This window comes from Bacillus sp. RCC_6_1, from assembly GCF_041360755.1.
GTDB classification, from domain to species: Bacteria; Bacillota; Bacilli; order Bacillales; family Bacillaceae_G; genus Bacillus_A; species Bacillus_A cereus.
Genome location: NZ_JBFUPV010000018.1, coordinates 1 through 19,118, shown reverse-complemented (window position 1 = coordinate 19,118; position 19,118 = coordinate 1). Strand labels below are relative to the sequence as shown.

Genomic DNA, 19,118 nt, shown 5'->3' with positions numbered 1-19,118 from the left:
GATGTAAATAATAACAACTCATTTCAGGAGGTCATTATGAAAGCGATTATTTGTACAAAGTACGGACCACCTAATGTTCTCCAGCTTCAAAATGTAGAAAAGCCTAAACCTAAAAAAAATGAAGTATTAGTTAAAATTCACGCAACAAGTGTATCGACTGGAGATTGTAGAATACGTGGCTTTAATAGCCCCCTCTTATTTTGGATTCCTATGCGGATCATATTAGGTTTCAGAAAACCGAGAAAACCTATACTTGGCGTAGAGTTATCCGGTGAAATCGAAGACATTGGAACAGATGTAACACAATTTAAAAAAGGAGATCAAGTTTTTGCATTAACAGAACTAAACCTTGGTGGTTATGCGGAATATACATGCGTGCATGAAAGTGGATTAATAGCATTAAAACCTACCAATGTGACATATGAAGAAGCTGCCGTTATTCCTTTCGGCGGAACTTCAGCATTGCACTCCCTTAGAAAAGGACAGATAAAAAAAGGGCAACGAGTACTTATATACGGCGCCTCTGGGTCAGTAGGGACAGCTGCCATACAACTTGCTAAATACTTCGGGGCGACTGTCACAGCCATTTGTAGTAGTTCGAATTTCGAATTAGTAACAGCTTTAGGGGCAGACAACGTAATTGATTATATGAAAGAAGATTTTACTAAGCAGGGCGAGCACTACGATATTATATTTGATGCAGTTGGAAAATATAAAAAGTCTCTTTGTACAGATGCATTAATGCCTAATGGAAAATATGTATCTGTGAACGGAATGATGGCAAAGGTCAGTAAAGAAGATATGAACCTACTAAAACAACTAGCTGAAACAGGAAAGCTAAAACCTGTTATTGATAGAACTTACCGATTAGAAGAAATTGCTGAAGCTCATATATATGTAGAAAAAGGACATAAAAAGGGGAATGTTTCGATTATCTTAAAATAAAATATATTCAGAAAATATCATTGACAATTCTTTTTGTACGATTTACTATTAGTACCATATTCAAAACTACATACACATACTCTTATCAAGAGTGGCGGAGGGACTGGCCCGATGATGCCCGGCAACCGAGCTTATGACGTATAAGCTAAGGTGCTAATTCCTGCAAAACGAGTTTTCGTTTTGGAAGATAAGAGAGGAATCTATTTCGTCTATTCGGCACCTCTCTTATTTTTGGGAGGTGCTTTTTATTTTGGAACGTATATGAAGGGGGATTTATAGATGAAAAAGGTATTATTAAGCATTGTAAGCGGAGCAGTATTATTATTAGGCGCATGTAGCGTGAGTTCAGATAAAGAGGTAAAAGCATTAGACGAGAAAAAGATTACTGTCGGTGTAACAGGTGGACCACATGAACAAATTTTTGAAAAGGTAAAAGAAGTTGCAGCAAAAGATGGTCTCGAAATTGATATAAAAGTATTTAATGATTATGTAGCGCCAAACGTATCATTAGATGAAAAAAGCCTTGATGTAAATAGTTACCAAACGAAATCGTATTTAGATGTATTTAAAGCTGAACGCAATATGAAATTAGCTGAAGTATTTTCAACAGTAACATTCCCTATGGGCGTATATTCTAAAGATATAAAAGATGTAAAAGACTTAAAAGAGGGCGACGCAATTGCTGTACCAAATGACCCAACGAATGAACTTCGAGCTTTAAAATTATTTGAAAAAGCAGGGGTTTTAAAAGTTGATCCAAAGGCTACAGAAAAAGCGACTGCAAAAGATGTAATTGAAAATCCAAAAAAATTAAAGATTGTCGAATTAGAGGCATCTCAATTACCAACACAACTAAGTGAAGTGAAAGCAGCTGCAATTAACACAAACTTTGCATTAGGTGCAAAATTAAGTCCAGCGAAAGATTCTATCTTCCACGAAGGAAAAGATTCACCATATGTGAACTGGGTCGTTGTTCGTACTGAAAATAAAGATGATGCCGTTGTAAACAAATTAAAGAAAGCTTATCAATCTAAAGAAGTAAAAGAGTTTATCGAGAAAAAATTTGATGGTTCAGTTTTACCATCTTGGTAGGAGCTGACGATAATGATTGAATTAAAAAACATATCCAAAGTATTTACAACAAAAAAAGGGAATGTTGAGGCTCTTAAGTCTACTTCCCTTAAAGTAGAAAAAGGCGAGGTATTTGGAATCATTGGGTATAGTGGCGCTGGTAAAAGTACATTGATTCGATGTGTAAATTTATTAGAAAAACCAACGACAGGAAATATCATTGTAAACGAACAAGACTTAACAACGTTATCGACAAAAGAACTAGCAAAATCGAGACAAAAAATCGGAATGATCTTCCAAGGATTCAATTTACTTAAAACTGTTACCGTTTATGAAAATATCGCATTACCGTTACGGCTTGCTGGCATTCCAAAAGCAGAAATTGAAAAAAGAGTAGAAAAGTATTTACGCATTGTCGATCTTTTTAATAGAAAAGATGCGTATCCAAGCGAACTTTCTGGTGGTCAAAAACAGCGTGTTGCAATTGCTCGTGCGCTATCACATGAACCTGAAGTGTTATTAAGTGATGAAGCCACGAGCGCATTAGATCCCGAAACAACCGATTCTATCCTTGATTTGTTATTAAAGATTAACGAAGAAATCGGAATTACGATTTTACTCATTACACATGAAATGAATGTCATCCAGCGTATATGTGACCGCGTTGCTGTTATGGAACATGGATCTGTAGTCGAAAGTGGGACTGTAAAAGATATTTTCACAAACCCACAACATGTAACCACGAAGAAATTTGTAAATAGCGCATTTGCAGCGAAAATTCCAAAAGAGGTACAGAAAGAACTACAAAGTACTGGAGAAATTGTAACACTTTCATTTATTGGCACTACTTCAGGGGAACCTGCCTTAGCCGTTGCCACAAAACGTTTCCAAGTGTATCCGAATATTTTATCCGGTAATATTACGCAGTTAAAACATGAAGCATATGGGAAACTAGTCGTTCATATGCAAGGGGAACAAAATGAAATCCACCGTGCTTTATCATTTTTACAAGAGCAAGGAATCATCGTAGAAGGAGGTAGAACAGATTATGGGAAACAAGTCCTTTTTGGATGAATGGGGTAAAGTCATATGGGAAGCCACAATCCAAACCTTTCAAATGACATCTATCTCATTACTCATCTCGATCCTTATTGCATTACCACTTGGCGTCACACTTGTTTTAACGAGACCTGGTGGGCAGCGTGAAAATAAAATCATCTATCCTATTCTTAATACAATTATTAATATCATTCGCTCTCTTCCATTTATCATTCTATTATTCTTTATTTTACCTTTTACAAAATTTCTAATGGGAACGTCCATTGGCGTGCAAGGTGTTATCGTACCGCTTGTCGTCTTCACAGCCCCTTATATCGCACGTTTAATGGAGACAGCTTTACTAGAAGTCGATCGCGGTGTCATTGAAGCCTACCAAGCGATGGGAGTCTCTACTATAAAAATCATTTGGCACGTCATGGTGAAAGAAGCTCGTCCCTCCCTTGTACTCGGATTAACAATCGCAACGATCGGCTTAATCGGCGCAACAGCAATGGCTGGCCTTGTAGGTGCTGGCGGGCTAGGGGATTTAGCATACCGCTTCGGACATTTACGCTACGAGCCTGAAGTAATGTATGCAACCGTCTTTATTTTAATTATCCTCGTTCAAGGATTACAGTCTTTAGGGAATGGTGTTGCACGAAGATTGAAGAAAGATTAAAAAAGAAGGCATCTCACCCTGGTGAGATGCCTTCTTTTTTATCTTTTAAATCCACCTTCTGAATGAATAACTTGCCCAGTAATCCACTCGGCCTCTTCACTTACTAAAAATTTAATGAGTCTAGCTGCATCCCTTGGCTCACCAATTCTGCCAAAAGGAAACATCGGCTTTAACCCTTGTTTTATCTCTTCAGTCATCCATCCTGTATCGGTTGGTCCTGGATTAATTGCATTCACTGTTATTCCTAAATGAGCTACCTCTGCTGACAACGTACTAGTAAGAGCATCAATAGCTCCCTTCGTTGTCGCATAAGCTAGTTCTCCTGCCATAGGACCTTGAAATTGCCCCGAAGTAATATTAACAATTCTACCACCAGATTTCTTATCAAATCCCCGGGAAAATTGACTACTGAGCAATGTAGTCGCACGAACATTTACCATATAATGCTTATCTAATTCTTCAGCAGTCAACGTAGAGAAATCATTATTCGTAGAATATGCTGCATTATTAATTAATATATGAGGGTACCCTAATTGTTCAGTAACTTTATTTATAAGCTCTTTTGGTGCATCATTCTGAGTTAAATCTAACTCCATACTTGATACTTTAACACCGTTTTTTAGTAACTCTTCTTTTAATTGTATTTGTTCATTTTTATCAACGCCCCAAGGCATCTCTTTATCGTAAGCTGTCCAATACGTAAAAAATATATCGTATCCTGATTCTGCTAATTCTTTACAAATCGCTGCCCCTATACCATCTAGACGACTTACCCCTGTAATAACTGCTACTTTATTTTTTAATTGGTTCATCATATACTCCTCCAAGTTTAAAGGACGCATATTTTATATAAGAGATATAAACTTTCCCACAAAAAAGACAGATACATAAAATAGGCACCTATCCTTATAAAAGGGATGTACAAGCCAAATATGCATTCCTTGAATGATTTACAGATAACTAAACAAACCCTCGCTTATGAGAGCAAAATTTATCTATCTAGTAGTTTCTAATCATTACAAGTTCATCCACATATTGAGTCTTTGTCTCCTTTACATATATCTCTATTCTTAGTTTATCAAAGCAGATAAAATGTTACAAAAAATAAAACAATTATTCACAACCTATCCTTGTTCACATTCTCTCCATTGTGAATCTTTTCACATTGGATATATAATAAACGTGTAAATACAATATTGGAGGGATTTCAATGGTTATCAATTTTTTAAGAACTGATAAACGTGCTACTTTCATATTATTACTTTTACGGCTTTACATAGGATATACATGGTTCGCTGCTGGGATAGGCAAAGTCTTCGGACAATCTTTTGACGCAAGTGGCTTTCTAAAGGGTGCTATTGCTCAAGCATCAGGGGACCACCCTGCAGTACAAAGTTGGTGGGCAGATTTCCTTCAACATTTTGTCCTTCCAAACGCAGACCTATTTAGCTTTTTAGTTCAATGGGGAGAAATTTTAGTAGGTCTAGGTTTGATTTTAGGCGGATTAACAAAAACAGCTGCATTTTTCGGAATCATAATGAATCTTTCATTTTTATTAAGCGGAACTGTTAGTGTAAACCCAAACCTGCTTATTTTGACTATGTTCATTTTAGTTGCAGGGCAGAACGCTGGACGTATTGGATTAGATGGCTATGTTTTCCCTAAACTTTTCCGTAAAAACAACCACAGAACATATAAATTAAGTAAAACTGCGTAGTAACAATTTACTTTTAAAATATAAATAAGAAAAAGAGCCTGAATATAGGCTCTTTTTCTTATTTATCCTAATTTAAACTTTTAATGAACCACGAAAACCTCTGGCAGCATAGTAAGAGTCTGCTCCATTGTGGTACACGAAAACATGTCCAAAGCGATAATCGCAAAATAGAGCACCACCAAGCTCTCTAATATCTGAAGGTGTTTGTACCCAACTCGATGATTTCATATCAAAATCTCCAAGTTGTTGTAACTCTCGATATTGTTCTTCCGTTAATAACTCAATACCCATAGCGGCCGCCACATCAATAGCGTTATTTTCTGGTTTATGCTTTTTTCTTGATTCTAACGCTTCAAGATCATAACAAAGACTTCTGCGGCCTTTAGGACTCTCCTTTGAACAATCATAGAAAGTATATTCGTCCTTTTCTTCATCATAACCAATAACATCCGGCTCACCACCAGTTACTTCCATTTCGTTAAGTGACCACAATTTTTCATTATTAGTAGTCAGCTTCGCTTCAACTTTAGCCCATTCAAGACCTTCATGGCGGTTCATGTTTTTCTCAAAACGAGCTTGCAATACTTTCAATAACTCTTCACGTTTTTCTACTAGTAAGTCATTTTTATTTCCTGTCATATTAGTCCTCCCTGATGTATGTACTGATAGTAGTTTAAGTATATATTTTATAATAAATCATCTCAATATGAAGACCGTTTCAATCATATGTCTTGTACAAACATCTATTACAAAGTCCTAAAACCCTCCATACTCTCTTCAAGCATATAGTGTGAAAACCACATCAAGTTCTGCTTCATAATAGCCACATGAACTCCTGGTTGGTCAGAACTATATGCCATTCCTTTAAATATAATTAATTCTGTATCAACTTCCATATCCATTAATCCTTGATATAGATCATATGCATTTGTAATCGGAATTCTTGCATCCTTTTCCCCATGTTGAATTAAGGTAGGCGTACAAGCTGATTTAATATACGTCATAGGTGATGTCTTCGTATATATATCTGGATCATTCCATGGAGTATTTCCTAAATACATTCTAATAAAGTAAGGTATATCTGTATTTACATAATGGGTACTCCAGTTAGTTATTCCACCGCCAACTGAAATAGCTTTAAACCTGCTACTAAATGTAGAACAAAAAGCTGATACATATCCACCGTTGCTCCATCCCATAACTCCTACTCTATCTTTATCTACTATCCCTTGATCAACTAGTTTATCAACTCCTGATATAACATCGTCGTAGTCAGCAATCCCCTGTTTTCTATAGTTAGCTTTTAAAAATTCATTACCATAACCTGAACTTCCTCTGTAATTTGGCTCTAAAACGATAAAGCCTTTTTCAACAAACTGTTCAATCGGATATTTCTCATTGAAGCAGTCTGAAAATATCGGAAAAGATGCCCAAGCCGGACCACCGTGAATTACTACTAATAAAGGATATTTTTTATTAGTGTCAAACTCTACTGGCGTTGATAAAACACCTTCTATTTCAAGACCATCACTACTTTTCCATGAGATGATTTCCCTGTTACTTTTAAGTTTCCCTTTGAAAAAGCTATTTTCATCCGTTATTTTTTTATCGTCTAAATAGATTTCAAAGGTTTCATTTGTTATAGCCTTATTATAGGTTATATGATTTCCATCCTTTGTTATAGAGGCATCCATTATAAAGCCATCTATCTTGTCGCTTAATGCTTCCACAGTGCCATCTTCAGCTAGTAATCCAATACGATAATTCGTTTTATCCTGCCATCTAATTAAAATTCCTTTAGCTGTCCACTGTAATGGCATAACTGTACTATCAAAGTTTGTTAGAGGCTGAATTACCTCTCCAGTATTCATATCATATATCTCTAACGTACTATCTTGTATATGGTTTCTATAGTAATCCTTCTCTCTTATGCTTGCTGTGTAACATATTTTACTGCCGTCAGGAGAAAAGCAAACACTCCCTCCCAACAACTTATCCACATTCAGCTTTTGTAGCTCTCCAGCTTTAATATGGAGTATGTATAGATCTCCATTTATATAATCTGCCATATTTGAGCTTGGTGTCGTTATAAATACAACCTTTTTACCATCATTTGAAATATCAAATTCATGGATATGAAAGTCCTTACCATCCGTTAATTGATAAACAACTCTGTTCTCGTGTTCATCTGTATCACTTTGTATCACCTTTTCTATTTCAATGTAATATAAACAATTATTCTGGTGTTCCTTACCTATATGTTGAAAATCTCCATATAGGTCCTTACGTTTCTTTATCTCTTCACATTCTTTTGACTGCGTAACATAATAAAGACCCTTGCCAGTAGGACCCCATTTGAATGTACTGACTCCTTCTTTCTCATCAGTAATTTGAACCTCTCTATAATCATCTAGTGACTTAACAAATATCTGATTTTCCCCATCACCAACTGGACTAAGATATGCGATACACCTAGCATCTGGAGACCATAATGGGTGTGTACTATCTATATCACCATTTGATAATGGGTAACTCTGCTTCTTATCTTTTTCATATATCCATACATGATTCCTATATATATTGTCTTTCCAATCAGCCATCTTCTTAACAAATGCTACGTTTTTACCATCATCACTTATGTTTGTACTTGATACGGTTGGTAATGAAATAATCTCTTCTATACTTAAATATGTTTTTGCTTTCACTTTCATATAATAAGCCCCCTTGTAATGTCCATGAATCTACCGTCTCTTCTTGTCGTAATAAAGGAAATTGTTCACGGATACTTAAAATAGTAACGGAAAATTCAGATAAATAAAAGTGAATCCGATAAAGTAAAACTTTAATCTATAGAGTTCTATCCACTTACCAATTCTAGATGTTCTTTTTCGACACAAAAACACCCCTTTTAGATACAAATTTGTAAATTTATTTTAAAGCTATAACTATATGTTGGTTTGGAATAAAATTTGATAAAAATGAAGTCACAAATCTTTATTTAACAACAAAAAAATTCATTTTGAAAAAACGATTGATCAAAATAGAATTACTCTTTTTAACTAAGTATGAGATTTTTATAAAAAAATTTTAATCAAAACTCACTTAGAATCTTTACTTGAAGAATAAAGCTTCGCATCTTTTTTGTGAACATCGTTAAACTAAGATAAATTTTGACCGAATCTGTAATTAATTGTAAAATATTATACATAGAAAGGTATTATAAAATAAATATAGAAGGGGTATGTTTTTTAGTTTTAAAGGGGCTAAAGCACATCTATTTTATGTTTTTAGAGGGAGAATTGAAAAATCATATGAAGAATTTCAAAAAGAGTACAGGTAAAATTTTACTAGCATCCGGATTAGTAGTTTCTATGTCAGCTTGTAGTGTAACTAATTTATTTGGAGAAAAAGAAAAAACAAATGCTGAATCTGGTAAACAAGAAAGTAAAGAAACTAAGACAGAAGGTAAATCATCTGAAACAAAGGAAAAATCAACTAACTCAAAAGAAGAAAGTAAAGATGTTAAGATGATTATGGTTTTACCTGAGGATTACCCACAACTTATGGTAGACATTGAAGAAGACTTATTAAGACGTCTAGATTACTATGATGCTTCTGTGAGGGATAATAAAAAGGGAAGTAAGTCAAATGAAGAGGTACGAGATAGTATTAAAGACTTAGATAAAGTATTTAATAAAATAGAGCGTATAGATGCACCAGGAAAATATAAGGAAGATCATAAGGAAATTGTAAAAGCTGTTCAAAAGTTAAAAGAATCTTTCAAAGAAGTATCGAAATTATTTGATTACTCTAAAACACTTAAAGATACGGATGATGCAATCATAGATAAAGCAAACAATAAATTAGATGAAGCAAAACGCATTTGGAAACCTGTATTTGATAAGTTAAAAGCGGAAGCTAAGGGTAGTTCAACAACTACTTCTACAACAAGTGGTACTAGTTCTTCTAACTCACCGAGTTTATCTAGTGGTAATACAGTTAAAACATACAGTACCCAAAATAAAACTGGTATATTCAAAGGAAAAATTGATACACCAGACGAGGATTCGGCTAAGTTTAAGAATGTACAGAACAACTATAAAGACGGTACAGAGCTTGTAGGTAATTGGGGTATTGATTACGGAGACGGAGTCAAAACTACGTTAGTCCTAAAAGCAGATAAGACATTTGAAACATATGCAAATGGTTCTTATCCAAATAAAGATAATTACTTAACAGGAACATACCAAGCAGACGTTTCTTCCCATCAGTTAACGCTAATGGTGGAAAAAGGAACTCAAAATGGTCAAGAAGTGAAATTGGAAAGACCTATTTATTCATCATATGAGGTTAAAAATTTAGATGGTAAAGCATTACAGATTTTCCACATAGACGAACAAGTAACAATTTGTTATGTAAAACAATAAATAACTAAAAGAACTCTGTAAAATGATTTTTACAGAGTTCTTTTCTTAGTTTTAATTTATTATAAACGATCAGACTTTTTTATAAACTATCAAAATTTATTTCAAACGCATAACTATATTTATTAACCTACCAATCTCCTACTCAACAGTAACAGACTTAGCTAAGTTACGTGGCTTATCAACGTCACACTCGCGGTGAAGTGCTGCGTAGTATGAGATAAGTTGTAATGGAATAACTGCTACTAGCGGTGCTAGCGCTTCGTGTACAGCTGGTAATACGAAGCTGTCACCTTCCATTTCTAAGCCTTTCATTGAGATGATACATGGGTTAGCCCCGCGTGCTACTACTTCTTTCACGTTACCACGAATTCCAAGGTTTACGTGCTCTTGTGTAGCAAGTGCAATAACTGGTGTACCATTTTCAATTAAAGCGATTGTACCGTGTTTTAACTCTCCTCCAGCGAATCCTTCTGCTTGGATGTAAGAGATTTCTTTTAGTTTTAACGCACCTTCTAATCCTACGTAGAAGTCTACGCTACGGCCGATGAAGAAACAGTTACGCGTTGTTGCTAAAAATTGTTTTGCTAATGCGTCCATTTCTTCTTTTTGATCACAAAGTTCTATCATTGCATTTGCTACAAGTCCTAGTTCGTGTGTTAAATCGAAATCAAGAACTTCACCTTTTGCTTTAGCAATATCAGCCGCTAAAATTGAAAGTACTGCAAGCTGTGCTGTGTAAGCTTTCGTTGATGCAACTGCAATTTCTGGTCCAGCGTATAACGGAAGTGTATAATCAGCTTCACGAGAAAGCGTAGAACCAGGCACGTTTGTAATTGTTAATGCTTTATGCCCCATTTCATTTGTTTGTACAAGTACTGCACGGCTATCAGCTGTTTCACCACTTTGTGAAATGTAAATGAAGAATGGTCTTTCTGTTAATAATGGCATGTTGTAAGAGAATTCACTTGCCACGTGTACTTCAACTGGCATTTTTGCAAACTTCTCGATAAATTGTTTTCCAACAAGACCTGCATGATAACTCGTTCCACATGCAATGATGTAAATGCGATCGCTATCTAAAATCGCATTGCGGATGTCTTGATTTAATTCAATTTCGCCATTTTCATCTTGATACTTTTGAATTATATTACGGATTACAAGTGGTTGCTCATCGATTTCTTTAAGCATGAAATGAGGATATGTTCCCTTTTCAATATCACTTGCGTCTAATTCCGCTGTAAACGGTGCACGTTCAATCGTTTCACCTTGTAAGTTTTTAATTGTAATACTTTCTTTCGTTACGATTACGATTTCTTTATCCATTAACTCAATGAATTGATCTGTAACTTGTAACATCGCCATAGCGTCGCTTGCCACAACATTAAAGTTGTCACCAACACCTACTAATAGCGGGCTTTTGTTTTTAGCAACATAAATCATGTTTGGATTTTCAGCATCAAGTAATCCGATTGCATAAGAGCCATGTAAAAGAGATAGCGTATTACGGAACGCTTCTTCTACACTTAATCCTGTGCTCACTTGTTGTTCCATAAGCTGTACGATAACCTCTGTATCTGTTTCACTTACGAACGTTACATCTTGTAAATATTCCTTTTTCACTAATTCATAGTTTTCAATTACACCGTTATGAACTAATGTAAAGCGTTTTGATGTACTTTGATGCGGATGCGCGTTTACTTTACTTGGAACACCGTGTGTAGCCCAGCGTGTGTGTCCGATACCTACGCTTGCTGCTACGTTCTCATCTACGATTTCACGAAGTTTTGCGATACGGCCTTTTTCTTTGTATACAACAACACCGTTCTCTGCTTGTACTGCAATACCTGCTGAATCATATCCACGATATTCTAGCTTTTCTAAACCTTTTAATAAAATTTCCTTTGCATCTTGCTCTCCAATAAATCCTACGATTCCACACATGTTTAGTCGCCGTTACAAATGCTTACACTGCTCTGCGAACATGTAACGACATAGTCCGATACCATTTTTATTTATACTAAAAAACGGATTACATATTGCTAGCCCTGTAAGCTTGTAACGGCTTTCACCTTCCTCTCGATTGGGTTTAAGTCCGTATATACTTATACAGCTAGTTTTCATCCGTTCCTCTTCTCTCATCACACTTTCACCTTTGTCCACTAAGTCACCTTAATGATTTAAGTAAAAGCTTGCGGTTGTGATGAACAACCGGGAGTCATCCGCCGAAATCTCGATAAACCCCACCTCGTCAACTACACTATTTGTAGTTCTGGCGCTTTTATAATTTACAATATTTCCTTTGAGAAAAAGAACAAGACCATCTTATAACAAACATGGATAAACCGTCAATGAAATTTTTTTCATCGTCTATAAAACATATGAAAAAGGAGCACTTTTTGTGCTCCTTTTTCATATAAATTCAGCTAATTATTCAGCGCCAACTTCGGCTTTCACAACTTCTACAATGCGATGTACATATGCATCACAAACTTCTTGTGTTGGTGCTTCTGCCATTACACGAATAAGTGGCTCTGTTCCAGATGGGCGAACAAGAATACGGCCATCACCGTTCATTTCTTCCTCTACAACACGAATAATTTCTTTAATTTTTTCATTTTCTAATGCTAATTTTTTATCTGTTACACGAACGTTTACTAGCAATTGTGGGAATTTCGTCATTTCCCCTGCAAGCTCAGATAATGGCTTTTTCGTCATTTTCATGATGTTTACAAGTTGAAGTGCACTTAACATTCCATCACCAGTTGTAATGTAATCAAGTAAGATAATATGGCCTGATTGTTCTCCACCTAGGTTGTAACCTCCGCGCTTCATTTCTTCCATTACGTAGCGGTCACCAACTGCTGTTTTATCACTTGTAATATTATTTGCTTCAAGTGCTTTGTAGAAACCTAAGTTACTCATAACAGTTGAAACAACTGTATTATGTTTTAATTGACCAGTTTCTTTCATGTACTTCGCACAAATGAACATAATTTGATCACCGTCAACGATGTTTCCTTTTTCGTCTACAGCAATTAAACGGTCGCCATCGCCATCAAAAGCAAGTCCGATATCCGCACCTTTTTCTTTTACCAATTCAGCTAAGCCTTCTGGATGTGTAGATCCTACACCCTCATTAATATTCATACCATTTGGAGAAGTTCCCATCGTTGAAATATCAGCTTCTAGGTCTGCAAATAAGTATGGAGCAAGAGAAGAAGTTGCACCATGTGCACAATCTAAAGCGATATGTAGGCCAGAGAAATCTTCTTCAACAGTTTGTTTAATGTACTGTAAATATTTTTGTCCACCTTCAAAGTAATCACTCACTTGTCCAAGATTAGTACCTGTCGGACGTGGTAGTTCATCAACTTCTTTGTCTAATAAAGCTTCAATCTCAGCTTCTTGCTCATCTGTTAATTTAAAGCCGTCTGAACCAAAGAATTTAATACCGTTATCTTGTACTGGATTATGAGATGCAGAAATCATAACACCCGCTTGTGCGTCTAGTGCTTTTGTTAAATAAGCAACGCCCGGTGTAGAAATAACGCCAAGGCGCATTACTTCTGCTCCAGTTGATAATAGCCCTGCTACTAAAGCTCCTTCTAACATATGGCCAGATACACGTGTATCACGACCAATAATTACTTTTGGACGATCTGTATCTTTTGTTAATACATAACCACCAAAACGTCCAATTTTGAAAGCTAATTCAGGTGTTAACTCCTTATTTGCAACTCCGCGTACTCCATCTGTACCAAAATATTTACCCATTATGATTCGCTCCTTTTTCTTGCTCTTTTTGATTGTGATTATCTACTGTTGGTTCTTGACTCGTTTCTTTATCTTTATCTTGATTTTGATTTTGGTTTTGATTCTTTTCCTGTTCTTTTTCTGAATCAGGTTCAGGATTTTTTGGTTTCTCATTTTGATTTTCTTGATCGGTGTTTGAATCCGGTTGTTGACCGTTACCCTGTACTTCTTTATCTGGTTTTTCTTTCTTCACAATAGTAACTTTAGCACTTTTTTGTTTTGGCTCTATTGAAATATTACCAGGACCACTCACTTGAATTGAAATATCTTTCGTTCCTGGAGATACATTTTGCAGATTAATTACCGCTGTTATTTGAGCAGCTGTTATTTTATCTACTATACTTGCTTCTCCTGAAATATCAACACTTATCTTTCCATCTTGCGGCGAAAGTAGCTGAGCAGTAACATCTTTAGAAAGTCCATTTTTCTGGATTGGGATACCATCAATCGTTTTTGTTTTCGTTTGTTTTGTTTTTTGCACTCCCACCGAAACCTTCACTTGATTCGGTTTGGCACTTGTTACACCCTTGGGTAATAAAACAGAGGCATCGAATGTTGTAGACTCTGTCAATTGACTAAGATCTACTTCGACCCCCTCTAGCGATTGTATATTATCCAAAATATCTTTTGGACCAGCTATCGTTACTTCTCTCGGTTCAACACTGATATTTGTAACCGCCAATCCTTCTGCTAAACTCCCCTTCTTCGTATACGTTACAGGAACAGTTTTTTCAGTATTATTGGCTGTATTTTGCGTTGCCACATTCAACGTTACACTAATCTTAGATGGACTTGTTCTTACATTTAAACGTTTTCCTTCTTTATTGTATAATGTAACTTCGGGCGTTTTTGTAACAGTTTTATTAACACCTTTTAAATCAACATACGCTTTGGCAGATGAAATGCTTTCAATTTCTTCTTTCGTCCCAACTACCTCAACAGTATCCGGTTTAAGGCTTGATTTTTCTAGAGTAGCCCCCGCTGGCATCTGATCCTCATTTGATAATTTCAGATCTACATGAACATATTTTCTCGCCTTTTCATGAAGAGTAACTTTAATTGTTGATGGCTGAACTGTTCCTTTCACATCATCTGGAAGCCCGTTCGTTTTTAAAGAAATCTCATAAGTTCCTTTTGGACTATCTCGCAAATCAACCGGTATGTCAAATTGTTTTTTTGCTTTTGCTGTAGCAACTGATGCTTTTGGGCCTTCTAATTTTACTTTAACGCCCTCTGCCGGAATACCACTTACAATATATTTCTCCTCATCATACTTAAGATTAATAGCATAATTAGTTAATGTTTCTTTCGTATCATTTGCAAAAGGTAATATACCTGATGTCGTATTTTTTTCAGTTAACGTCGCTGACATAAAAAGCATACACGCCAATAGTAATGAGATCCCTTTTAAAAACCAATGATTCTCCATTAACTTATCCATGACGCTTTCTCCTCCAATTCCATAAAGACGAAGAAGTCGTTTTTTCGTTTCCACTAAATTCAGCTAATAACATATCCTTCAGCTGTTCTGTCTTCAAATCACGATGCAACTTACCATTTTTCGTTAAAGAAATTTGACCAGTTTCTTCAGACACAACTACTGTAATACTATCAGTAACTTCACTAACTCCCATTGCAGCACGATGTCTAGTTCCTAATTCTTTAGAAATAAACGGACTTTCTGATAATGGAAGATAGCATGCTGCTGCTTTAATTGTACTTCCTTGCATAATTACCGCTCCGTCATGAAGAGGTGTATTTGGAATAAAAATATTAATAAGTAATTCCGATGATACGTTTGCATTCAGCGGAATACCCGTTTCCACATAATCACCCATACCGGTCTCTTTTGACAAAGTAATTAATGCACCAATTCTACGTTTCCCCATATATTCGGTTGCTTTTGCTATCGCTGTTGCAACCATTTCAGGTTCATCATCCTCATGCGTTCCAACACGCGAAAATAAACTTCCGCGCCCTAGCTGCTCAAGTGCTCTTCGCAATTCTGGCTGAAAGATAATAATAACGGCTAAAAATCCCCACGTTAATACTTGTTCAGTTAGCCAAGATAGCGTACGCAATTCAAGGAAAATACTGATCATCTTAACGACGATAATAACTGTAATCCCTTTTAAAAGTTGAACAGCTTTCGTCCCTCGGATTATAAGAATTAGCTTATATATAATAAACCATACAATGGCAATATCTAATGCCGTACTAAGATATTTCAAAATGGTCGTATCTTCAAAAGGCATGCTATCCCTTCCTCCTACTTACGAGCAATTCTATCCATATATTGAAATATTGTTTTATGCTCTATCTGTATGTATTTCCAACAACTAGTTAATTATACCATACATGAAACAAACGACAATTACAAACAACCCCTTTTAGCTCAAATTGGTAAGATGTCAAACATTTTTATTGTACAGTATAATATAAATCATTATTATACGCCTATTTTCAAATAAAAAAAGCAACTTCTCAGTTGCTTTTCTTACATTTATTTTAGTTTTTCACCGAATAAAGAACCCATTAAAGCAACTGCTGTTGTTGCCGTTCTATTTCTCTCATCTAAAATCGTATTTACCTCAACAAATTCAGCAGATGTGATAATATCAGCTTCTGCTAACATTTCCATCGCCAAATGACTTTCACGATAAGATAGACCGCCAATTACAGGCGTTCCAACACCTGGTGCATCATGAGGATCAAGACCGTCTAAATCTAATGATAAGTGTACACCATCAGTATGAGATAAATATGCGATTGTTTCTTCCATAACAGCCGTCATCCCCATACGATCAATTTCATGCATTGAGAACACTTTAATACCTTCATTGCGAATGAAATCTTTTTCTCCTTCATCCAATGCACGCGCACCGATAATTACGACATTCTCTTTTTTCACCTTTGGATATGCTCCGTATAAATCTACAAGTGAAGAATGTCCATAACCTAAACTTGCTGCAAGTGACATACCATGAATATTTCCAGATGGTGAAGTTTCCTCTGTATTTAAATCACCGTGTGCATCATACCAAATAACGCCTAAGTTTTTATAATGTTTTGCTACACCAGCTAATGTACCGATAGCAATACTATGGTCACCACCTAATACAAGTGGAAAACGACCTTCTTCTATAATATGATCCACCTTACTTGCTAATTCATTACATACAGTTGCAACTTGTGTAAGGTTTCTTAATTTTGTATTTTCATCTATCTCTTTTTCTCTCTCTATACATATATCTCCCATATCTTTAACGTCATATCCAATTTCTTCAATTCTTTCAATTACCCCTGCATAACGGATCGCGCTCGGTCCCATATCAACTCCACGACGCATCTGTCCTAAATCCATTGGAACTCCAATAACTGAGATTTCTTTTTTCATAGATAGTATCCCCCTTTTATGCCTTCACTAAATATTTTAAATCTTTTATATAGTCTGACTCAACTCGACATTTTTCTGTATGGATATACAATTTATTCACTTATATTCATACTGAAAACTAAATTTCAAGACTATTCTATGTATAAAGTTAACTTAATGAAACAATCGCAATCACTATTATTAAATAATAATAATAAAACACTCCTACATTTAGAAGTGTTTTTCTGATGCTATTTTCCATACTATTGCAATATTTTTTGTTGTCATTTCAATATTTTCTTCTGCTACTTTATATGCTTCTTCTAGTGTCATCGGTCTCGTTGTAATACTAAATACCGCATCTATTCCTTTCTCGTACACAGCTGAATAATCAGATGATACAGACCCTCCAATAGCAATTACAGGCACAGAAAAACGTTTTGCACGCCCCGCAACACCCACAGGAGCCTTTCCATATGCAGTTTGTTTATCTATTCTACCTTCACCAGTTATAATGAGATTTGCATCTTCTATATGTTTATCGAAATTTGTATAATCTAATACAATTTCAATGCCCCTCCGCAAGTCTCCCTTTAACACTGAAATAACAGCCGCTCCCATTCCTCCCGCTGCCCCTGCACCAGGTATTTCAGATACATCAAAAGATACATATCGTTTAAGCATATTAGCATAATGTTGTAAATTCTCATCTAGCTCTTTCATCATCTCTACATTTGCACCCTTTTGTCTCCCAAATATGAAAGATGCTCCCTGCATTCCGACTAATGGATTATCCACATCACATGCCGCTTCTATCTTTACCCCCTTTAAGCGGGGGTCCATTCGTGAAAAATCAATAGCAACAATCGAATGTAATGTGCCTCCAGATGGATCTATTACTTCACCCTTGTCATTTATAAATCTTACTCCTAAAGCTGCTAACATACCTGCCCCACCATCATTTGTAGCACTTCCTCCAAGTCCTAAAATTATGTACTCCACTCCTTGATCTAGCGCATGTAATATAAGTTCTCCTGTTCCTTTTGTCGTTGTAATAAGTGGGTTGCGCTTTTCAACTGGAACGTGCTGTAATCCTGATGCTGCTGCCATTTCAATAAACGCTGTCTTTTTATCTTTAGAAATGCCATAAAAAGCTTGTATACCTTCTCTAAGCGGTCCTGTCACACTAATTGATATAATTCTCCCCCCTGTAGCATCAACAAGTGATTCAACCGTCCCTTCTCCTCCATCTCCAATTGGTATTTTCACATACTCTGCATTAGGAAAAATTGCTCTAAAACCTCTTTCAATAGCTCCACATACTTCTATAGCTTTTAGGCTTTCTTTATATGAATCAGATGCAATAACAACTTTCACAATTATCTCCCCATCCCTTATTTTTACGTTTTCTTCATTTTAAACGACAAGTATAAAAGTTGTCTTTTTAAACACAAAAAAAGCTTACATCATATGATGTAAGCTTTTTTATTTAGATGGAGCCTAGCGGGATCGAACCGCTGACCTCCTGCGTGCAAGGCAGGCGCTCTCCCAGCTGAGCTAAGGCCCCTTATTAATTAAGCGGAAGACGGGATTCGAACCCGCGACCCCAACCTTGGCAAGGTTGTATTCTACCACTGAACTACTTCCGCAAAAATGATGAGCCATGAAGGACTCGAACCTTCGACCCTCTGATTAAAAGTCAGATGCTCTACCAACTGAGCTAATGGCTCGTAAATGGCTGGGCTAGCTGGATTCGAACCAGCGCATGACGGAGTCAAAGTCCGTTGCCTTACCGCTTGGCTATAGCCCATTAATATTTACTAGTATGGTTATCTTTTCAAAAAAATAAACCCTCTCAGGTTATTTTAAAGAAAATGGTGGAGGGGGGCAGATTCGAACTGCCGAACCCGAAGGAGCGGATTTACAGTCCGCCGCGTTTAGCCACTTCGCTACCCCTCCGACATTTTAAATATATATGGTGGAGGATGACGGGATCGAACCGCCGACCCCCTGCTTGTAAGGCAGGTGCTCTCCCAGCTGAGCTAATCCTCC

General features: G+C 36.2%; 16 protein-coding genes, 6 tRNA genes and 1 riboswitch. Of the genes, 6 read left to right on the top strand and 16 right to left on the bottom strand.

Features of this window, described 5'->3' with window-relative positions; translation table 11 throughout:
* Positions 1 to 36 precede the first annotated feature (36 nt).
* From AB6801_RS27935 to AB6801_RS27920, 4 genes are all read left to right on the top strand, one after another.
* Complete coding sequence (locus AB6801_RS27935; protein ID WP_097999296.1) at positions 37 to 945, top strand: NAD(P)-dependent alcohol dehydrogenase; 909 nt, start codon at positions 37 to 39, stop codon at positions 943 to 945.
* A gap of 79 nt (positions 946 to 1,024) precedes the next feature.
* A riboswitch (SAM riboswitch) is annotated at positions 1,025 to 1,139 on the top strand.
* An 85-nt stretch (positions 1,140 to 1,224) separates the two neighbouring features.
* Positions 1,225 to 2,037, top strand: coding sequence for a MetQ/NlpA family ABC transporter substrate-binding protein (locus AB6801_RS27930; RefSeq protein ID WP_097999297.1), 813 nt, complete (start codon positions 1,225 to 1,227; stop codon positions 2,035 to 2,037).
* Between the two features lie 12 nt (positions 2,038 to 2,049).
* Positions 2,050 to 3,090 carry a methionine ABC transporter ATP-binding protein gene (locus AB6801_RS27925; RefSeq protein WP_000571318.1) on the top strand — a complete coding sequence of 347 codons (1,041 nt, stop codon included), beginning with the start codon at positions 2,050 to 2,052 and terminating at the stop codon, positions 3,088 to 3,090.
* Positions 3,065 to 3,733 (top strand): methionine ABC transporter permease, encoded by a 669-nt coding sequence (locus AB6801_RS27920; protein WP_000527151.1) that lies wholly within the window; start codon positions 3,065 to 3,067, stop codon positions 3,731 to 3,733. Before AB6801_RS27925 ends, AB6801_RS27920 begins: the two co-directional genes overlap by 26 nt.
* Before the next feature lie 38 nt (positions 3,734 to 3,771).
* Here AB6801_RS27920 and AB6801_RS27915 read toward each other — a convergent pair whose 3' ends face one another.
* Positions 3,772 to 4,548: an SDR family oxidoreductase gene (locus AB6801_RS27915; RefSeq protein ID WP_002098920.1), complete on the bottom strand. Its 777-nt coding sequence runs from the start codon at positions 4,546 to 4,548 to the stop codon at positions 3,772 to 3,774.
* A gap of 395 nt (positions 4,549 to 4,943) precedes the next feature.
* Here AB6801_RS27915 and AB6801_RS27910 point away from each other — a divergent pair, with 395 nt between their 5' ends.
* The gene (locus AB6801_RS27910; RefSeq protein ID WP_000236359.1) at positions 4,944 to 5,450 is read left to right on the top strand and encodes a DoxX family membrane protein; all 507 of its coding nucleotides are present in this window, start codon (positions 4,944 to 4,946) and stop codon (positions 5,448 to 5,450) included.
* 72 nt (positions 5,451 to 5,522) lie between these two features.
* Here the strand turns inward: AB6801_RS27910 and AB6801_RS27905 are convergent, their stop codons facing one another.
* Both AB6801_RS27905 and AB6801_RS27900 read right to left on the bottom strand, forming a co-directional pair.
* Positions 5,523 to 6,089: a DUF4256 domain-containing protein gene (locus AB6801_RS27905; protein ID WP_000147390.1), complete on the bottom strand. Its 567-nt coding sequence runs from the start codon at positions 6,087 to 6,089 to the stop codon at positions 5,523 to 5,525.
* Positions 6,090 to 6,196: 107 nt separating this feature from the next.
* Complete coding sequence (locus tag AB6801_RS27900) at positions 6,197 to 8,161, bottom strand: S9 family peptidase (protein ID WP_098290599.1); 1,965 nt, start codon at positions 8,159 to 8,161, stop codon at positions 6,197 to 6,199.
* Positions 8,162 to 8,749: 588 nt separating this feature from the next.
* On the opposite strand from AB6801_RS27900, the gene AB6801_RS27895 reads away from it, so the two are divergent.
* Complete coding sequence (locus AB6801_RS27895) at positions 8,750 to 9,877, top strand: DUF3994 domain-containing protein (protein WP_097999300.1); 1,128 nt, start codon at positions 8,750 to 8,752, stop codon at positions 9,875 to 9,877.
* 138 nt (positions 9,878 to 10,015) lie between these two features.
* Here the strand turns inward: AB6801_RS27895 and glmS are convergent, their stop codons facing one another.
* The 13 genes from glmS to AB6801_RS27830 all read right to left on the bottom strand — a co-directional run bounded on the left by glmS (position 10,016) and on the right by AB6801_RS27830 (position 19,118).
* Positions 10,016 to 11,818, bottom strand: coding sequence for a glutamine--fructose-6-phosphate transaminase (isomerizing) (gene glmS, locus AB6801_RS27890; RefSeq protein WP_000334163.1), 1,803 nt, complete (start codon positions 11,816 to 11,818; stop codon positions 10,016 to 10,018).
* 12 nt (positions 11,819 to 11,830) lie between these two features.
* Entirely contained in the window at positions 11,831 to 12,016 is a 186-nt protein-coding gene (locus AB6801_RS27885) for a hypothetical protein (protein ID WP_001206405.1), read from the bottom strand.
* Between the two features lie 288 nt (positions 12,017 to 12,304).
* Complete coding sequence (glmM, locus tag AB6801_RS27880) at positions 12,305 to 13,651, bottom strand: phosphoglucosamine mutase (RefSeq protein WP_000521476.1); 1,347 nt, start codon at positions 13,649 to 13,651, stop codon at positions 12,305 to 12,307.
* Positions 13,644 to 15,131, bottom strand: a complete 1,488-nt coding sequence (locus AB6801_RS27875) for a CdaR family protein (RefSeq protein WP_000359598.1) — start codon at positions 15,129 to 15,131, stop codon at positions 13,644 to 13,646. The genes glmM and AB6801_RS27875 overlap by 8 nt, the downstream gene beginning before the upstream one ends.
* Positions 15,124 to 15,945, bottom strand: a complete 822-nt coding sequence (cdaA, locus tag AB6801_RS27870; protein WP_001115697.1) for a diadenylate cyclase CdaA — start codon at positions 15,943 to 15,945, stop codon at positions 15,124 to 15,126. Before cdaA ends, AB6801_RS27875 begins: the two co-directional genes overlap by 8 nt.
* A gap of 248 nt (positions 15,946 to 16,193) precedes the next feature.
* Positions 16,194 to 17,087, bottom strand: a complete 894-nt coding sequence (gene rocF, locus AB6801_RS27865) for an arginase (RefSeq protein WP_000711563.1) — start codon at positions 17,085 to 17,087, stop codon at positions 16,194 to 16,196.
* A gap of 210 nt (positions 17,088 to 17,297) precedes the next feature.
* Complete coding sequence (locus tag AB6801_RS27860; RefSeq protein ID WP_000869584.1) at positions 17,298 to 18,443, bottom strand: glycerate kinase; 1,146 nt, start codon at positions 18,441 to 18,443, stop codon at positions 17,298 to 17,300.
* Between the two features lie 117 nt (positions 18,444 to 18,560).
* A tRNA-Ala gene (locus AB6801_RS27855) sits at positions 18,561 to 18,633 on the bottom strand.
* Between the two features lie 10 nt (positions 18,634 to 18,643).
* Positions 18,644 to 18,715, bottom strand: a tRNA-Gly gene (locus tag AB6801_RS27850).
* 8 nt (positions 18,716 to 18,723) lie between these two features.
* Positions 18,724 to 18,796, bottom strand: a tRNA-Lys gene (locus tag AB6801_RS27845).
* Positions 18,797 to 18,801: 5 nt separating this feature from the next.
* A tRNA-Gln gene (locus AB6801_RS27840) sits at positions 18,802 to 18,876 on the bottom strand.
* Positions 18,877 to 18,941: 65 nt separating this feature from the next.
* Positions 18,942 to 19,025: transfer RNA gene (locus tag AB6801_RS27835), tRNA-Tyr, on the bottom strand.
* Between the two features lie 17 nt (positions 19,026 to 19,042).
* Positions 19,043 to 19,118, bottom strand: a tRNA-Val gene (locus AB6801_RS27830).